Genomic DNA, 13,261 nt, shown 5'->3' on the forward strand with positions numbered 1-13,261 from the left:
TCGTACCCGCAGGTGTCCGCGCCACCCAAGCCTTCCCGCCGTCGAACCCCACAAGGACGCCCCATCGCCACATCCCGGTCCGGGGCCGACACGTTCCCGCCATGAATCCCGATACCGGCCTGCCCCTTCCGCAACGCTACTGGGCGATCGTCTGCGTCGCGCTGGGCATCACGCTCGCCGTGCTCGACGGCGCGATCGCCAACGTCGCGCTGCCGACCATCGCGCATGACCTGCGCGCGTCCGACGCCGCATCGATCTGGATCGTCAACGCGTACCAGCTCGCGGTCACGATCACGCTGCTGCCGCTCGCGTCGCTCGGCGAGCGCATCGGCTACCGGCGCGTCTACATCGCGGGCCTCGCGCTGTTCACCGCCGCGTCACTCGGCTGCGCGCTCGCCGGTTCGCTGCCGACGCTCGCGGTGATGCGCGTGATCCAGGGATTCGGCGCGGCGGGCATCATGAGCGTCAACGCCGCGCTCGTACGGATGATCTATCCGACGTCGATGCTCGGACGCGGCCTGTCGATCAACGCGATGGTGGTCGCGCTGTCGTCGGCCGTAGGTCCGACCATCGCGTCGGCGGTGCTGTCGGTCGCGCCATGGCCGTGGCTGTTCGCGATCAACGTGCCGATCGGCATCGCCGCGGTGCTCGGCAGCATGCGCGCACTCCCCGCCAATCCGCTGCACAACGCGCCATACGACATCCCGAGCGCGCTGATGAACGCGTGCGTGTTCGGGCTGCTGATCATGGCCGTCGACGGGCTCGGCCACGGCGAGCGCGGCGCGTACGTCGCGGCGGAGCTGACGGTCGCGCTCGTCGTCGGCTGGTTCTTCGTGAAGCGGCAGCTGTCGCAGCCGGCGCCGCTGCTGCCGGTCGACCTGATGCGCATCCCGCTGTTCGCGTTGTCGATCTGCACGTCGATCGCGTCGTTTACGTCGCAGATGCTCGCGTTCGTCGCACTGCCGTTCTGGCTGCAGCATTCGCTCGGCTTCTCGCAGGTGCAGACCGGCCTCTACATGACGCCGTGGCCGCTCGTGATCGTCGTGGCCGCGCCGCTCTCCGGCGTGCTGTCCGACCGCTACTCGGCCGGCATGCTGGGCGGGATCGGGCTCGCGCTGTTCGCGGCGGGCCTGCTGTCGCTCGCGACGATCGGCGCGCATCCGGACAGCGTCGACATCGCGTGGCGGATGGCGCTGTGCGGCGCGGGCTTCGGCCTGTTCCAGTCGCCGAACAACCGCGCGATCCTGTCGTCGGCGCCGCGCTCGCGCGCCGGCGGCGCGGGCGGCATGCTCAGCACCGCGCGGCTGACCGGCCAGACGCTCGGCGCCGCGCTCGTCGCGCTGATCTTCGGGATCGCGCCCGCGCACGGGCCGACCGTCGCGCTCTACGTCGCCGCCGCGTTCGCGGCCGCAGCCGCCGTCGTCAGCACGCTGCGCATCGCGGCGCCGCAGCCGAACGCATCGGCCTGACCGGGCCGGCGCGCGTCAGGCAGCATCAGTCCGCGTCGAGCGCATCCAGCACGAAACGCACGCGCGCCTTCACGCTCGCGCGCGGCAGCTCGATCAGCCGATAGCCATACGACGCATAGCATTCGACCATCGCGTCGCAAGTGCGCACCGCTTCGGCGAAATCCTGCCGGCGCTCGGCGTCCTGCGTGTAGATGTCGGGCCACGGCGGCGCGATGAACACGCGCCGGTGATAACGGAAGCGTCGCGCCGCGGCATCCGCGTGCGCGGGCACGGCAAGCCCCGACAGGCGCAGGTAGCCGATCACGTCCGGCATGCCGCGATCGAAGAACACGGGCCCGCGCGCCTGCCGCGCGAGATGGTGCGAACGCATCTCCCAGCCCAGCATCAGCTCCGCGAACGCGCTCCGGTCGCGCCACGGCAGCGCGGGGCCGTCGACCGCCACCTGGTCCTGGATCACCCCGCGCCCCGCTTCCTGCGAACGCGCGAAGCCGGCGCGCTCGAGCGCGTCGATCAGCGTGCTCTTGCCCGAGCCGGGCCCGCCCGTCACGACGAAGAAGCGCCGGGCGGCCTCGTCTGCCCCGGCGTCCGCGCCGCCAGCCACCAGCGCGCGCTCAGACATGCGCGACCCGCCGGCCGGCCCGCCGCGTCACCGACACGGCCGTCGCGACGCTGCGCAGATCCGCGACGAACGTGTCACGCCAGACCGACAGGTCGTTCGCGCGCAGCCGCGCGAGGTTCTCGTCGTGACGCGCCTGCCGCTCGGCAAGCGGCATCGACAGCGCGCGCTCGAGCGCCTCGGCCATCTGCGACAGGTCGTACGGATTGACGAGCAGCGCGCCCGGCAGCTCGGCCGCCGCGCCCGCGAACTCGGACAGCACGAGCACGCCCGGATCGGCCGCGTCCTGCGATGCGACGTACTCCTTCGCGACGAGATTCATCCCGTCGCGCAGCGGCGTCACGTAGCCGACCTGCGACATCCGGAAGAACGCCATCAGCAGGTTGCGCTCGTACTTGCGGTTCAGATACTGGATCGGCGTCCAGTCGAGCTGCGAGAAGCGCCCGTTGATGCGGCCCGCCTCGCCTTCGAGCGTCTCGCGGATGCGCTGGTAGGTCTGCACGTCGGCGCGCGTCGGCGGCGCGATCTGCACGAGCGACACGCGGCCCTGCCAGCCGGGCGCGTTCGCGAGCATCCGCTCGAACGCCTGAAAGCGCTCGACGAGCCCCTTCGAGTAATCGAGCCGGTCGACGCTCATCACCAGCTTGCGGCCGTCGAGCGCTTCGCGCAGCATCTTCACCGGCTTGCGCGCGCCGTACTGCACCGCCGCCTGCGCGATCGCGTCCGGATACACGCCGATCGGATACGCGGCGACCTTCACGACCCGCCCGTGCGCATGCAGCATCCCGTCGTCGCTCGACGCGCCGATGCCGCGCCGTTCGATGTAGTCGACGAACGCCTGCTTGTCGGTGTCGGTCTGGAAGCCGGCGACGTCGTACGCGCACATGAATTTCACGAGCTCGTCGTGCGGCGGCACCATGCGCAGCACGTCGGGCGACGGAAACGGGATGTGCAGGAAGAAGCCGATCGGGTTCTTCACGCCGAGCTCGCGCAGGCAATGCGCGAACGGCAGCAGGTGGTAGTCGTGCACCCAGATCAGGTCGTCGGGCTTCAGCAGCGCGGCGAGCTGTTTCGCGAGCGCGGCGTTCACGCGCAGATAGCCCGCGTATTCCTGGCGGTCGAAGCGCGCGAGGTCGCCGCGATAATGGAACACCGGCCACAGCGTCGCGTTCGAGAAGCCTCGGTAGTACTGATCGTAGTCGCGGCGGGTCAGGCCAACCGTCGCGTAGGTTACGTTGCCGTCGCGCCGGATCGCGGGCGCATCGGGCGCGCCGACGATCTCGCCGCTCCAGCCGAACCACATGCCGCCGGTTTCCTTCAGTGCGTCCATCACGCCGACCGCGAGGCCGCCCGCGCTCGGGCGCGCGTCCTCGCCGATGGCGACACGGTTCGATACCACGATCAATCTGCTCATGCGGCTTCCCCTCCTAGGGTCTGTTTGCATGTGGAACGCGCATGCGAATGCCCGGCGCGCACAGCGCGCGCCGTGACGGGCGCGGCAACCCGAAGGCTGCCGCGCGGCGGTTCAGACGTGAGAAATGCAACGAATGCGGCGAAGGATTGCAACGAGAAGGACGTCACGCGTCCTGGTCGACGCCGAGGTCGCGTTGATAGTCGAGCCCTTCCGGGCGGGCCCCACCCTGGTTGTGATCGCCGTCGGACGGCGTCGTGGCGGGCGCGCCGGCAGGCGGCGCGGATGGCGCATCGGTGCGCGGCCGCGTGCGGCCGGCGCCCGTGTCGGGCGATTGCTGCGAAGGCCGTCTGGAACGGCGCATGGCTGGGTGTCTCATGGGCGGAACGGCGCACGGCCGTCGTCGAAACATTCCATATCAAAACAGTCTAGGCGCGAAGCTTGCACCCCAGCGTAACAATTACCTTCAATTTGTAACGTTTCGACCCCTCGCCCACTATCTGCCAGACAATAGCGCCGCGCGCGTGCGCGAGGCCGGCCGCCGGCGATTTTTCAAAGCTTTGCAGTTTCCCTATGACAATTGCGAAACAATGGCACGGCATGGGCGCGCGCATGCTTCGCCGCCCACCCAGACAGGACTCGCACTCAGGGATGAACTTACGTTTCGAACCGCCGCGCCGGGCCATGCCGGCGCGCGTCGTGCTGGCCGCGGCCGCCGCGGCGGCACTGCTGTCCGGCTGCAACTCGCTCTACAGCGAAGGCGCGACGGCCGGTGCCGGCATCGCCGGCGCCGCGATCGCGTCCAAGGTCACCAACAACGCCGCTGTCGCGACGGGCATCGGCCTCGGCGCGGTCGCCGGTGCACGCGCGGGCGTCCAGTACACGCAGCGCGTCGCACACCGCTACACGCAGCAGCAGATCGCCACTGCGGCGGGGCCGCTCGATGTCGGCGGCGTCGCGCCGTGGTCGACGAACCACGCGTTTCCGATCGAGGACGACGAGCGCGGCCGCGTGACGGTCAGCCGGATGATCAGCGTCGGTCCGCTCGACTGCAAGGAAATCGTGTTCTCCGTCGATGCGCCGGCGAAACCCGATGCCGCCGCGCAATCCGCGTTCTTCGTCGCGACCATCTGCCGTGACGGCCCGGTGTGGAAGTGGGCGTCGGCCGAACCGGCGACCGACCGCTGGGGTGCGCTGCAATGAGCGTCGCGATTCGCGTCGCGTGGCTCGGCGCGCTGTGCGCGGCCGGCGCCGCGCTGTCGGGCTGCGGTTCGGTCGGCGCGGCGAGCGGCGCGCTCGCGGGCGCGGCGACGGGCCTCGTGACCGCCAACCCGGCCGTCGGCGTCGGCGTCGGCATCGCCGTGCAGGCCGCGACCGACGAGGCCGTGAAGCGCACGATGAAGCAGCTCCACCAGAACCAGCAGGATGCGATCGCGCAGGCGGTCGGCAGCCTCGCGGTCGGCGAAGTGAAGCCGTGGAAGGTGAAGAATACGCTTCCGCTCGAGAACGGCGAAGGCGAGGTGCGCGTCACGCGCGCCTATTCGACGTCGCTCGCGCTGTGCAAGGAATTCGCGTTTTCGGTGAAGGACGGCGCGAAGGCGGACTGGTATTTTGCGAGCGCGTGCCAGCAAGGCGCGCGCTGGAAGTGGGCCGCGGCCGAACCGGCTGTCGACCGATGGGGTAATCTGCAGTGATGTGCGGCGCCGGTCAAGACTCGACGTCCTGGCGCCTGCAGAATAAAATAGAAAAACTAGTCCATTGAACCAATGAAATTGCACTAATCTAAAGACGCATGGGCTAAGTGAATCTTAGTGAAGCCGAGCGGGAAGCATTGCGCGGCCGCGACGTTCGGCTCGATACGCCCTTCTTCCGGCCAGGCATGCATTGGTTCGGAACGGGGAATCTTCGGCCGCTCCGGATGCTGTTTCATCTCTAAGAAACAATGCGAGACAAACAATCCGTAGCAGATTGATTATCTGTTCTGAGCCACCTTGTCCAACACGGGCGATCATCAAAGCATAGCCGTTTTCCAACGACAGCGACCGAGTCTTTCCTGTCGGTACGACCAACAGCTTCTCTTTTGTCAGCTCAGCGCATCCCCCGTGCCGTATCGCACATCTTCCTACTAGCGGTCCTTTCCACTTATACGACTTACCTCAACTCGACTCAAATCACTTTTTCTATATCAGACCAATACCCCGGCGCCATCAGAGTCACACGTAGTAGATGATTGTCAAAATTGCTATAGAGAACGTGCAGACTTGCCTCTTCAAGATGCCACACTGCGAAGCCAGTAACACGACCTTCCTTGCGCACGTCTGCCGGTCGGCTGAGTTTTAAGGCAAGTGAGTCGGGAGCATCATCGAACGACAAGCCATAGGGAAGCTCTCCCGACCATTGGCGGGCTTCGCGATCGCGTGCGCGAAAAAACTTCACAGCGCCGAGTACAAGCCCTCTAGTTTTCTTTTCGGGAGACAGTCGAAGCTTGTCGGCATCTTCGAAGTGCAATTCGAGCCCACATTCGCGAACGAAATCAGCCTCTCGATCCTGCTCATCTTCCTCAATTCGACTGACAACATCGAGCGGCGCAACCGCCGCCCCGAGCCGCGCAGATCCAGGCTGTTCGCCGAAAAGCGCTGGCCATTTCACCACGGCAACGTTCGGCCCGACACGTCCGTCTTCCGGCCAGGCATGTATTGGCAACGCGATCGTTACGCATTCGACGGATGCGTCTGCCTGCGCATAGCGTACATGCAACTTATAGGTGTCCGTGTCCCATCTGTCTGTATGCCTCGAACTCCAACGTTTCCATTGATGTAATTTTGAGCGCGTTACATCGCGCGAATCGGAAAATTCGAGACCAAACGGCAGTATTCCAGCATAACCGCGAATGTCATCCCGGTTATTGAACCCCGCAGCATAAAAGTAGATCTGATAGCAAAGCAGGGGACCACGTGCCCATTCGAATTCGGGACGCGCCTCAAAATACGACTGCCTTACGAAACCAAACTCGACGCCATGACGCTTCACGAGGACCCAATCGTGCCATCGATCTCCGTCGTCGTCCTCAAGATCAGGTCGCCGCAGCGTCCCGAAGAGCTTAAAAGTTTGCTCCATCTCCGACGAGTCAGCAGTCTTTCCCAATAAACCAGGCAGATCCGGCGCACTCATTCCATGACCTCACTCAATCGTATTCCCTCGAATGACGGATATTGCGAGAAACTTTTGGCAACGTCACGCAACGGGCAATTGCATGCTAAAGATGATCATGCCGTCCTTCTCGCCGAATTTCGCGAACACACAATAGGCGTCGAAATCCCAACGCACTTGCCGCAACGCGAGATTGTCACGTGCAGGTACTCCAAGTCGATCGATCAATGTTTGCTTCGCGCTACCGAACAACACACCCAGCGGCAAATCACCGACATAGGGTGCGAAGTCGCCAGTCTTGATGCCATAAAATCGGACGTTGGACAGTACGAGTGCACCCTCGGGATACTCTCGCGCCTTGACATCCAGCGCATCTGAATCTCGGAATGTCACTTCGACACCCAACGCCTCATTGGCAACGATCGCAGTACTATCGCCGCGCCTTAGCTTCGGGACATCAGCAATACCAAGATCCGATAGAAATTCAGCAATCTCTGGCTCGCCAAAATAGTGGCCGAGCGGGCTCGTTAGATCATTCATGCCTGTCATAAGTGCCTCACTGCACCTTTTCCATAATTTTAATCAATGCATCGTCGAACGCTTTGTTATCCATACGCATAATTTTTGCGGCTGCCTTTTTGTAGGCCCTCTTGCAACCACCGTCGGCGTCGTACTCTTCAATCTTCCCGAGCATTGCCTCGACATCGCGACGTGCGGCGCTGGCCAGGTTCTTCGCATCCTTCGCGGCCTCAGCAGTTGTCTGGCCATAGGTCGGGCTAACGTCGATATGTGCCTGGCGCGGGATCGCAATGGCCTCACCCCAGTCGTCAATCGCCTTCTTCTGCGCTGCACTGAGGTCCTGACCGTCGTTCAAGAACTTCGCCCGCTCCTTCAATGCCGCCTTGGACGGAATATGGTCGCGATCAAATTTATTTTCGCCAGTCTTCTGCTTGAGTTTACCGTAGCGGCCATACTCACCGCACTTCATCTTCTTCTTTTTCTTGGCCTTGTTTCGCTCCCGCCCCTTCGACGGTTCAGAGCCTGCGCCGGCTTCGTGCTCTGTTTCCTTTGCGCCCTGCTTCTCGGACCCTTCAACTGCTTCCTTTTCGCCCTTCGCGGCAACCTTCTCCGTCTCCTTGGCGGTGACTTTTTCCCCTTCTTTCACCGCCAGCCGCTCGCCTTCCTTCGCGAGCAACCTGCCACCCTTGGCGGCATACTTCCCCGCAAGTGCTGCATCGCCCACCACCGGTATCGCTGCCACCGCCGAAATCCCGGCGTTCACATAGTCCCCTTCCGCTGCGTAGATGCCCGCATTGAGCAGATCAGGAATGGCGCCCAAACCCGGAATCAAGCCGACCGCGTCGAGGCCACCGTGGACCCAGCCGCTTACCGAACCCCAAACCCCCTTCTCGGCCGCCGTCTCCGCCTTCACCGCCGGATTGGCCGCCGTGACCTCGATCGCCGGCAATTCGTCGGCGGCCACGACTCTGCCCAGTGTGTTTCCAGCACCACTCATGTTTTTCTCTCAGGCTAACGGGTCGAAACAGGCTAATCGTTACTGCCTCTTCTTATTCGTCGTACGGCGGCGCTAGCGAGCCCCAGTCACGCGCTCATCACTGATACCGGCTACCGACCACTGGCCATCGTCATACGAAAATCTGACCACAATAAATCGCATGACCGGGGCACGCGGTGGATTCATAACCAACACCACTTGGCGGTTGCGGTTCTCAAACAACCATCTGCCCACTCGAACCACGCCATCCATACTCCACAAATGCGATCGTTCGAGATCTGGCGCAAATTCACGGTACCGCTCGCTTTTCGTGAGGCTCTCCAAAGCCAACAATCTCAACGCCTCGAACTGCGCCTGGCCCAATGTCAGCTCTTTGTCGCCCACCTCGAACGTTGCCGTCATCGATACCTTTTCCATCTGATTTGAACTCTCCGCTTGCGTAGCGATGCCGTCACCCGACGCGGCGATTGCATTGTCGAAAATAATGCAGCTCACACAAATCACTATGGCGATCGACGATCTCATTACGGGCACTTCCAGTCCGACGTATCGACCTCATGCTCGCCCTTGACTATTCGCGGGCCCGACACAATGTCCCCCACCTTGGGTGGCCTGACCGTTCCGTCCGTCAATCGGACCTTGCCTTTATCCGGCCCGGAGGAAATGATCTCCTGCACTCCTACCGGATATTCCTGATGAACAAACTCGTTGATTTTCTCCGCATTCGGTACAAAATCCCCGTTTGCGTCCTTTGTGCGAAACCCCGGGAACGTCTCCGGAAACCCCTTGGAGATCGCCCACTGCTCGCTCCTGGTATAAGCGTCCAGTTCCGCCTCTGCCCATGACATGCTTTCAGGCTGCTGCTGATGGGTCAGCTCGTGAAAGAAAGTCCCCGCGACGCCCTGACAGCTGTCACCGTCCAAGACGCCAATGGTGCCGCTCGACGCGTCCGAGGTGCCGCCTGCCGGGAAGGGTTTTGACCTCCAGTTTTTCCCATCGAATTCTCTATCCATGAACGTAATGGACTTCGCGGTCGTGAGCGTGATTTCTGAAAGAAGCTTGACCTTGTCCTTGTCTGTCGGACAAAGAATCTTCAAGACGCACTCCTTGGTCCACCCCCTAGGCTGACTCGGGCCACCGGCTTGACGCCCGTTCATCCAGAACTGATCGTCCTGCCGCACGATGTGGCGACTCTCGACACGCACAGTCCCGCTGCGCTCGATCGGCCAACAGTCGCCGCCCACGGTGCCGCTTTTCACGCCATCCGCAACCCCTGCTTCGTCGCCATAGGTTTTAGGCGTCTTGCTCGAGTTGTACAGCACGATCGGTTCGCCGTTGACGCGTGTGGTCTTGGCCGGAAACGCCGCCTCCTTCAACTCGGCAACAACAGGATACGGCACGGGCGGCGTCGACCCGCCCATCGGGGTCTTGCACACGTCCGGCACGATGCTCACCACGCGCCAATCGGATGCCTTGCGCGCGATCGTCTTATCCGCCATGCTTGATGACCTCCTGTTCATCGCGATCCGTTTCCTGCTCTGGCACCTGGACAAGCGGCGCGGACGGATCCGTTTCATAGCGTGCCTCGGCAACCCGAATCGGCGCATCGATCGGAATACGAAGCCGGTAGGTTGCGATCAGCAACAACTCGTCGGTGTCCACGATCAAGGTGTCGAGCACCATGCGAAACGGCAGCATGTAACCGTTTTCGAAACGCAGCAGAACGAATGGCCGGTGTCCGGGTAGATCAGCCTGCATGTACCCGGTCGGCGTCCGTTCCGGGTTCGTCAGATTCCACATTTCGATCCGGGCATCGGGCGGCAAGTAGGGCGTTTGCTGATCGGCCGGGGCGCCGTTCCAGTAGCCGAAATCAAAATCTCTCGGCAAGTATGGCCAGCGTTTTTCAAGCCACGCGTCGTCATACGTTCCCGCCAACGGCAGGCGTGGGGCCCAGGCCCGACCGATGAATCCGAACCCCGCCGGCTTCGCCCCGTATTTTCCGGCGACCTTCGTCATCGTCCGTGCAGTCAGTTCTCCTGTCGGATGCTTGGCAACATGCAGTCGATCGATTCCATCCACCGTTTCGATTTGAGGGGCGGAAAGCCGATCGGGAATCGATTGCCCTGCGCGCTTTCGAGATTTGAGGTCGCCGTGATGTATCCAGCCGCAGCCAAGCGGATTGCTGAAGCAAACCTCGTTGATCAAATATGCAGGTGCGTTGGACTCGGTCTTATGATCAGGATTCTCGACGACACTGCGGCCACCGAACGCGCGCTCCCAGCCCACATTCACGTTGCTGGCAGGTTCGGGGGACGTGAGACGCCAGCCTCTCCAAAGCGTCAAGATATCTCGCGCAAAATACCGGGGCCCCGTAATCGCAAGCGCCTTGTCCAAGACCGGCTGCCACCGGGATGCTTCGGCCTGTTTTTGCTTCGCTTCCTGTCTGGTCCGCTCCCAATCCTCGCGCTGAGATTCGTTGAGCGCCATCCCGGGCGAAAGCGGCAACGGCCGCTCCGCATCAATTTCGGGAGGCGATGTCGGTATGCTGACCCGGATGCGTACCGGCCAGCGCTCGACTGGTACTCCATGCGGTGCGTATGCCTTGCCTCGGACAACGAAATCGCAGCGTGGCTTATGGGGCGCTAGATCACTCTCTTCACGCACGCTCGACTCACCAACCTTGCCGGTGTATTGATCGGCCATGCAGAGCGGATAGGGTTCATCGTCGACGACCACAGCGACAAACTGACGGTCGTCGACAGCGACGAGTCGATAAGCGACCTTCATCGCGATCACGCGGTACTCGCGATCATCGGTATCGAGTGCGCTAAACGCCAGTGCGTGAAACGGCGTGAGATTGCGGAATTCCATAGGGACGTCAGTTGATGTCAACGTCCTTGCCGTTGATCTGGACGGGACCATCGGCACTGATATTGATGCTGTGTCCAGTAATCAAGATAGACCCATCCGCCGACATGGCGAAATGGGACTTCCCGACCCGCACCTCGAAACGATCACCGACCTGGATAATAAAGTTCTTGCCAACCAGCACGCTTTTGCTGAGCCCGACCTCTTCCGCTTGAGCAAGGCCCACGCTGGTGTTCATCGCACCGAGCACCGTTACCTGATACCCGGCTCCGATCGACAGCGCCTTGGCAAGACCGATCGATTCGGCTTTTGCCAAGACCACTGTCTCCTCGCGAAACCCGTCGATTGTTACTGCATCGTTGCCGCCAACCTTCTCTGTACGGTTCTCGCCGATTGAAATGTCTTCGTTCTGATCCACGCGCTCGGTCCGGTTCTGGTGAATCGTGATCGTTTCATTCCCGTCGACCGTCTCGGTCCGGTTTCGATGCACTTGGGTCGTCTCATCCCGGTCAACGGTCTTGCTGCGATCGTTCCCGACCCAATGCGACTCATCGTGCTCGACCTCGATCCGCTGATCCTTCTCCGCGTGCAACCAGACCTCTTCCGCACCCTTCTTGTCCTCGAAGCGGATCGCATTGGCCGTATTGACGTTGCCGGTCTTGGTCGAGCGCGTCAGGATCCCGCTTTGCGTCGCGTTCCCCGGCAGGACCCACGGCGGCATGTTGGCCGAGTTGTAGACGCTCGAGATGATCAAGGGCCGGTCAGGGTCTCCATCCAGGAAAATGATGACCACCTCGTCGCCGATTCGCGGAATCTGAATCATCCCGAACCCACGCCCGGCCCACGGCTGCCCGACGCGCACCCAGCACGAACTGCCCTGATTGCGCTTGCCCAGGCGGTCCCAATGGAACTGCACCTTCACGCGACCGAGGTTGTCCGTATAGATCTCCTCGCCCTCCGGACCCACGACGATCGCGGTCTGCGGCCCGATGATCGACGGCCGCTCGATCGTGAAGGCCGGGCGATACGGGATCTTCTTGCGGATGCAGGTGAAATTGCATTGATAGGTCGCCGCGCCTTCACCGGCCTGATAGTTGTTCGTGCCGCTATGCGTTACCGTCGTCAGCAGAAACTGCCGGTCCTCCGGTTTGGCATTGCCGTGATCGTAGTGATCGTCCAGCTCGAAGTATCGGCACGGCGTCAATCGGCGGCTGGTCGTCGTCCCGACAAAGACCTTGCTGTGCGCTGCCAGCGCCTGGGTCCTGAAACGCGCAAGCTCCTCTCCGCGGTCGCTGTCGGCAAAGCCGTGTTCGCCCAGGTAGTCGTAGACTTCGTACGACGGCACCTCGCCCTGCTTGACCTCCGTTCCTCCGGACACGAAGCGGCGCGCATGCGGCGCCTTGTAGTCGAACGTCTTCAACCCGACGCTGCCGGACTCCAGCTGCCGGCTCGCCTGGAATGACGTCACGACCGCCAGATCGTCGAATGCCTCGCCCTTGGAGTACTGCAACACCGGACTACGACCGTCGATCGCCTTCGCGGCAATGGAGTTATCCGTGATGATCAGCTTGTGGCCGTCTTTCGCATGCTCGAAGAAGAAGAACAAGCCATCTTCCTGCATCAGCCGCTCGACGAACTCCAGATCGGTTTCCCGATACTGCGTGCAGTAGCTGCGATTCTGCGTTGCCTTCGACAACCGGAATTCGAACGACGCGATCTGCCCGTATTCCCGAAAGACTTTCGAAAGAATGGCTTCGGTATTTTCTTCCTGAAAAATCCGGATGTCGCGGCGGCGTGACAGCATCCAGAGCCACGGCAGGATCGTCGCGCTATAGAGCGTGAAGCCCCCGTCGTTGTCGAGATGCGTGAAACCGGCGACGTAGCCGTGGAAATACCGCTCTTCCGAACTCGCCAATGCATCGGTCAGCTGTAACGTAATCGTCACAGGTTGGCCGATCAGCTTCTTCAGCTCGATATTCGCGTCCTGAGAGGCCAGGCGCGTATGAATCTCGAAATTTTGAGATAACCCTTCAGTGCAGTGAAAATCGACGAGTACCAAGTCGGAACGCCCTTTCAGCGGGGTCTCGATGGTAAACAGCCGGTTGCTCTGAAGCCCAAAAAAGCTCGCAATATCTGACATTTGCATGACAGCCTCGGAACCCCGAATCGGAGGGGCAGGATATTATTCGTCGGTGGATTTTAAACCGCCTGCCCCCGGAAGAACCAAGTTT

General features: G+C 62.2%; 13 protein-coding genes. 3 read left to right on the top strand and 10 right to left on the bottom strand.

Annotated features, from left to right (window positions below; genetic code table 11):
* The first annotated feature begins 101 nt into the window (after positions 1–101).
* The gene (locus ACFIMZ_RS14690) at positions 102–1,469 is read left to right on the top strand and encodes an MFS transporter (protein ID WP_431820143.1); all 1,368 of its coding nucleotides are present in this window, start codon (positions 102–104) and stop codon (positions 1,467–1,469) included.
* 25 nt (positions 1,470–1,494) lie between these two features.
* Here the strand turns inward: ACFIMZ_RS14690 and ACFIMZ_RS14695 are convergent, their stop codons facing one another.
* The 3 genes from ACFIMZ_RS14695 to ACFIMZ_RS14705 all read right to left on the bottom strand — a co-directional run bounded on the left by ACFIMZ_RS14695 (position 1,495) and on the right by ACFIMZ_RS14705 (position 3,860).
* Positions 1,495–2,088: an AAA family ATPase gene (locus ACFIMZ_RS14695; protein ID WP_431820144.1), complete on the bottom strand. Its 594-nt coding sequence runs from the start codon at positions 2,086–2,088 to the stop codon at positions 1,495–1,497.
* A complete protein-coding gene (otsA, locus tag ACFIMZ_RS14700; RefSeq protein ID WP_431820145.1) occupies positions 2,081–3,499 on the bottom strand; it encodes an alpha,alpha-trehalose-phosphate synthase (UDP-forming) in 1,419 nt (472 codons plus the stop codon). Before otsA ends, ACFIMZ_RS14695 begins: the two co-directional genes overlap by 8 nt.
* A 163-nt stretch (positions 3,500–3,662) precedes the next feature.
* On the bottom strand, positions 3,663–3,860 hold the full coding sequence (locus ACFIMZ_RS14705; RefSeq protein WP_431820146.1) for a hypothetical protein: 198 nt from the start codon (positions 3,858–3,860) through the stop codon (positions 3,663–3,665).
* A gap of 287 nt (positions 3,861–4,147) precedes the next feature.
* On the opposite strand from ACFIMZ_RS14705, the gene ACFIMZ_RS14710 reads away from it, so the two are divergent.
* On the top strand, positions 4,148–4,699 hold the full coding sequence (locus tag ACFIMZ_RS14710) for a hypothetical protein (protein WP_431820147.1): 552 nt from the start codon (positions 4,148–4,150) through the stop codon (positions 4,697–4,699).
* Entirely contained in the window at positions 4,696–5,190 is a 495-nt protein-coding gene (locus ACFIMZ_RS14715; protein ID WP_060232119.1) for a hypothetical protein, read from the top strand. Before ACFIMZ_RS14710 ends, ACFIMZ_RS14715 begins: the two co-directional genes overlap by 4 nt.
* A 472-nt stretch (positions 5,191–5,662) precedes the next feature.
* Here the strand turns inward: ACFIMZ_RS14715 and ACFIMZ_RS14720 are convergent, their stop codons facing one another.
* The 7 genes from ACFIMZ_RS14720 to ACFIMZ_RS14750 form a co-directional block, all read right to left on the bottom strand.
* Complete coding sequence (locus ACFIMZ_RS14720; protein WP_431820148.1) at positions 5,663–6,667, bottom strand: hypothetical protein; 1,005 nt, start codon at positions 6,665–6,667, stop codon at positions 5,663–5,665.
* 63 nt (positions 6,668–6,730) lie between these two features.
* Complete coding sequence (locus tag ACFIMZ_RS14725) at positions 6,731–7,186, bottom strand: hypothetical protein (protein ID WP_431820149.1); 456 nt, start codon at positions 7,184–7,186, stop codon at positions 6,731–6,733.
* Between the two features lie 16 nt (positions 7,187–7,202).
* A complete protein-coding gene (locus tag ACFIMZ_RS14730) occupies positions 7,203–8,162 on the bottom strand; it encodes a hypothetical protein (protein WP_431820150.1) in 960 nt (319 codons plus the stop codon).
* A 72-nt stretch (positions 8,163–8,234) separates the two neighbouring features.
* Positions 8,235–8,687 carry a hypothetical protein gene (locus ACFIMZ_RS14735; RefSeq protein WP_431820151.1) on the bottom strand — a complete coding sequence of 151 codons (453 nt, stop codon included), beginning with the start codon at positions 8,685–8,687 and terminating at the stop codon, positions 8,235–8,237.
* A complete protein-coding gene (locus ACFIMZ_RS14740) occupies positions 8,687–9,661 on the bottom strand; it encodes a DUF4150 domain-containing protein (protein ID WP_431820152.1) in 975 nt (324 codons plus the stop codon). The genes ACFIMZ_RS14735 and ACFIMZ_RS14740 overlap by 1 nt, the downstream gene beginning before the upstream one ends.
* Positions 9,651–11,033: a DUF2169 family type VI secretion system accessory protein gene (locus ACFIMZ_RS14745; protein ID WP_431820153.1), complete on the bottom strand. Its 1,383-nt coding sequence runs from the start codon at positions 11,031–11,033 to the stop codon at positions 9,651–9,653. The genes ACFIMZ_RS14740 and ACFIMZ_RS14745 overlap by 11 nt, the downstream gene beginning before the upstream one ends.
* 7 nt (positions 11,034–11,040) lie before the next feature.
* Positions 11,041–13,176: a type VI secretion system Vgr family protein gene (locus ACFIMZ_RS14750; RefSeq protein WP_431820154.1), complete on the bottom strand. Its 2,136-nt coding sequence runs from the start codon at positions 13,174–13,176 to the stop codon at positions 11,041–11,043.
* Positions 13,177–13,261 lie beyond the last annotated feature (85 nt).

The organism is Burkholderia sp. F1 (genome assembly GCF_050813845.1).
GTDB classification, from domain to species: domain Bacteria; phylum Pseudomonadota; class Gammaproteobacteria; order Burkholderiales; family Burkholderiaceae; genus Burkholderia; species Burkholderia ubonensis.

Coding starts and splice junctions, on each gene's coding strand:
- ACFIMZ_RS14690 (WP_431820143.1), top strand. CDS start 102: ATGAATCCCGATACCGGCCTGCCCCTTCCGCAACGCTACTGGGCGATC.
- ACFIMZ_RS14695 (WP_431820144.1), bottom strand. CDS start 2,088: ATGTCTGAGCGCGCGCTGGTGGCTGGCGGCGCGGACGCCGGGGCAGAC.
- otsA (WP_431820145.1), bottom strand. CDS start 3,499: ATGAGCAGATTGATCGTGGTATCGAACCGTGTCGCCATCGGCGAGGAC.
- ACFIMZ_RS14705 (WP_431820146.1), bottom strand. CDS start 3,860: ATGCGCCGTTCCAGACGGCCTTCGCAGCAATCGCCCGACACGGGCGCC.
- ACFIMZ_RS14710 (WP_431820147.1), top strand. CDS start 4,148: ATGAACTTACGTTTCGAACCGCCGCGCCGGGCCATGCCGGCGCGCGTC.
- ACFIMZ_RS14715 (WP_060232119.1), top strand. CDS start 4,696: ATGAGCGTCGCGATTCGCGTCGCGTGGCTCGGCGCGCTGTGCGCGGCC.
- ACFIMZ_RS14720 (WP_431820148.1), bottom strand. CDS start 6,667: ATGAGTGCGCCGGATCTGCCTGGTTTATTGGGAAAGACTGCTGACTCG.
- ACFIMZ_RS14725 (WP_431820149.1), bottom strand. CDS start 7,186: ATGAATGATCTAACGAGCCCGCTCGGCCACTATTTTGGCGAGCCAGAG.
- ACFIMZ_RS14730 (WP_431820150.1), bottom strand. CDS start 8,162: ATGAGTGGTGCTGGAAACACACTGGGCAGAGTCGTGGCCGCCGACGAA.
- ACFIMZ_RS14735 (WP_431820151.1), bottom strand. CDS start 8,687: ATGAGATCGTCGATCGCCATAGTGATTTGTGTGAGCTGCATTATTTTC.
- ACFIMZ_RS14740 (WP_431820152.1), bottom strand. CDS start 9,661: ATGGCGGATAAGACGATCGCGCGCAAGGCATCCGATTGGCGCGTGGTG.
- ACFIMZ_RS14745 (WP_431820153.1), bottom strand. CDS start 11,033: ATGGAATTCCGCAATCTCACGCCGTTTCACGCACTGGCGTTTAGCGCA.
- ACFIMZ_RS14750 (WP_431820154.1), bottom strand. CDS start 13,176: ATGCAAATGTCAGATATTGCGAGCTTTTTTGGGCTTCAGAGCAACCGG.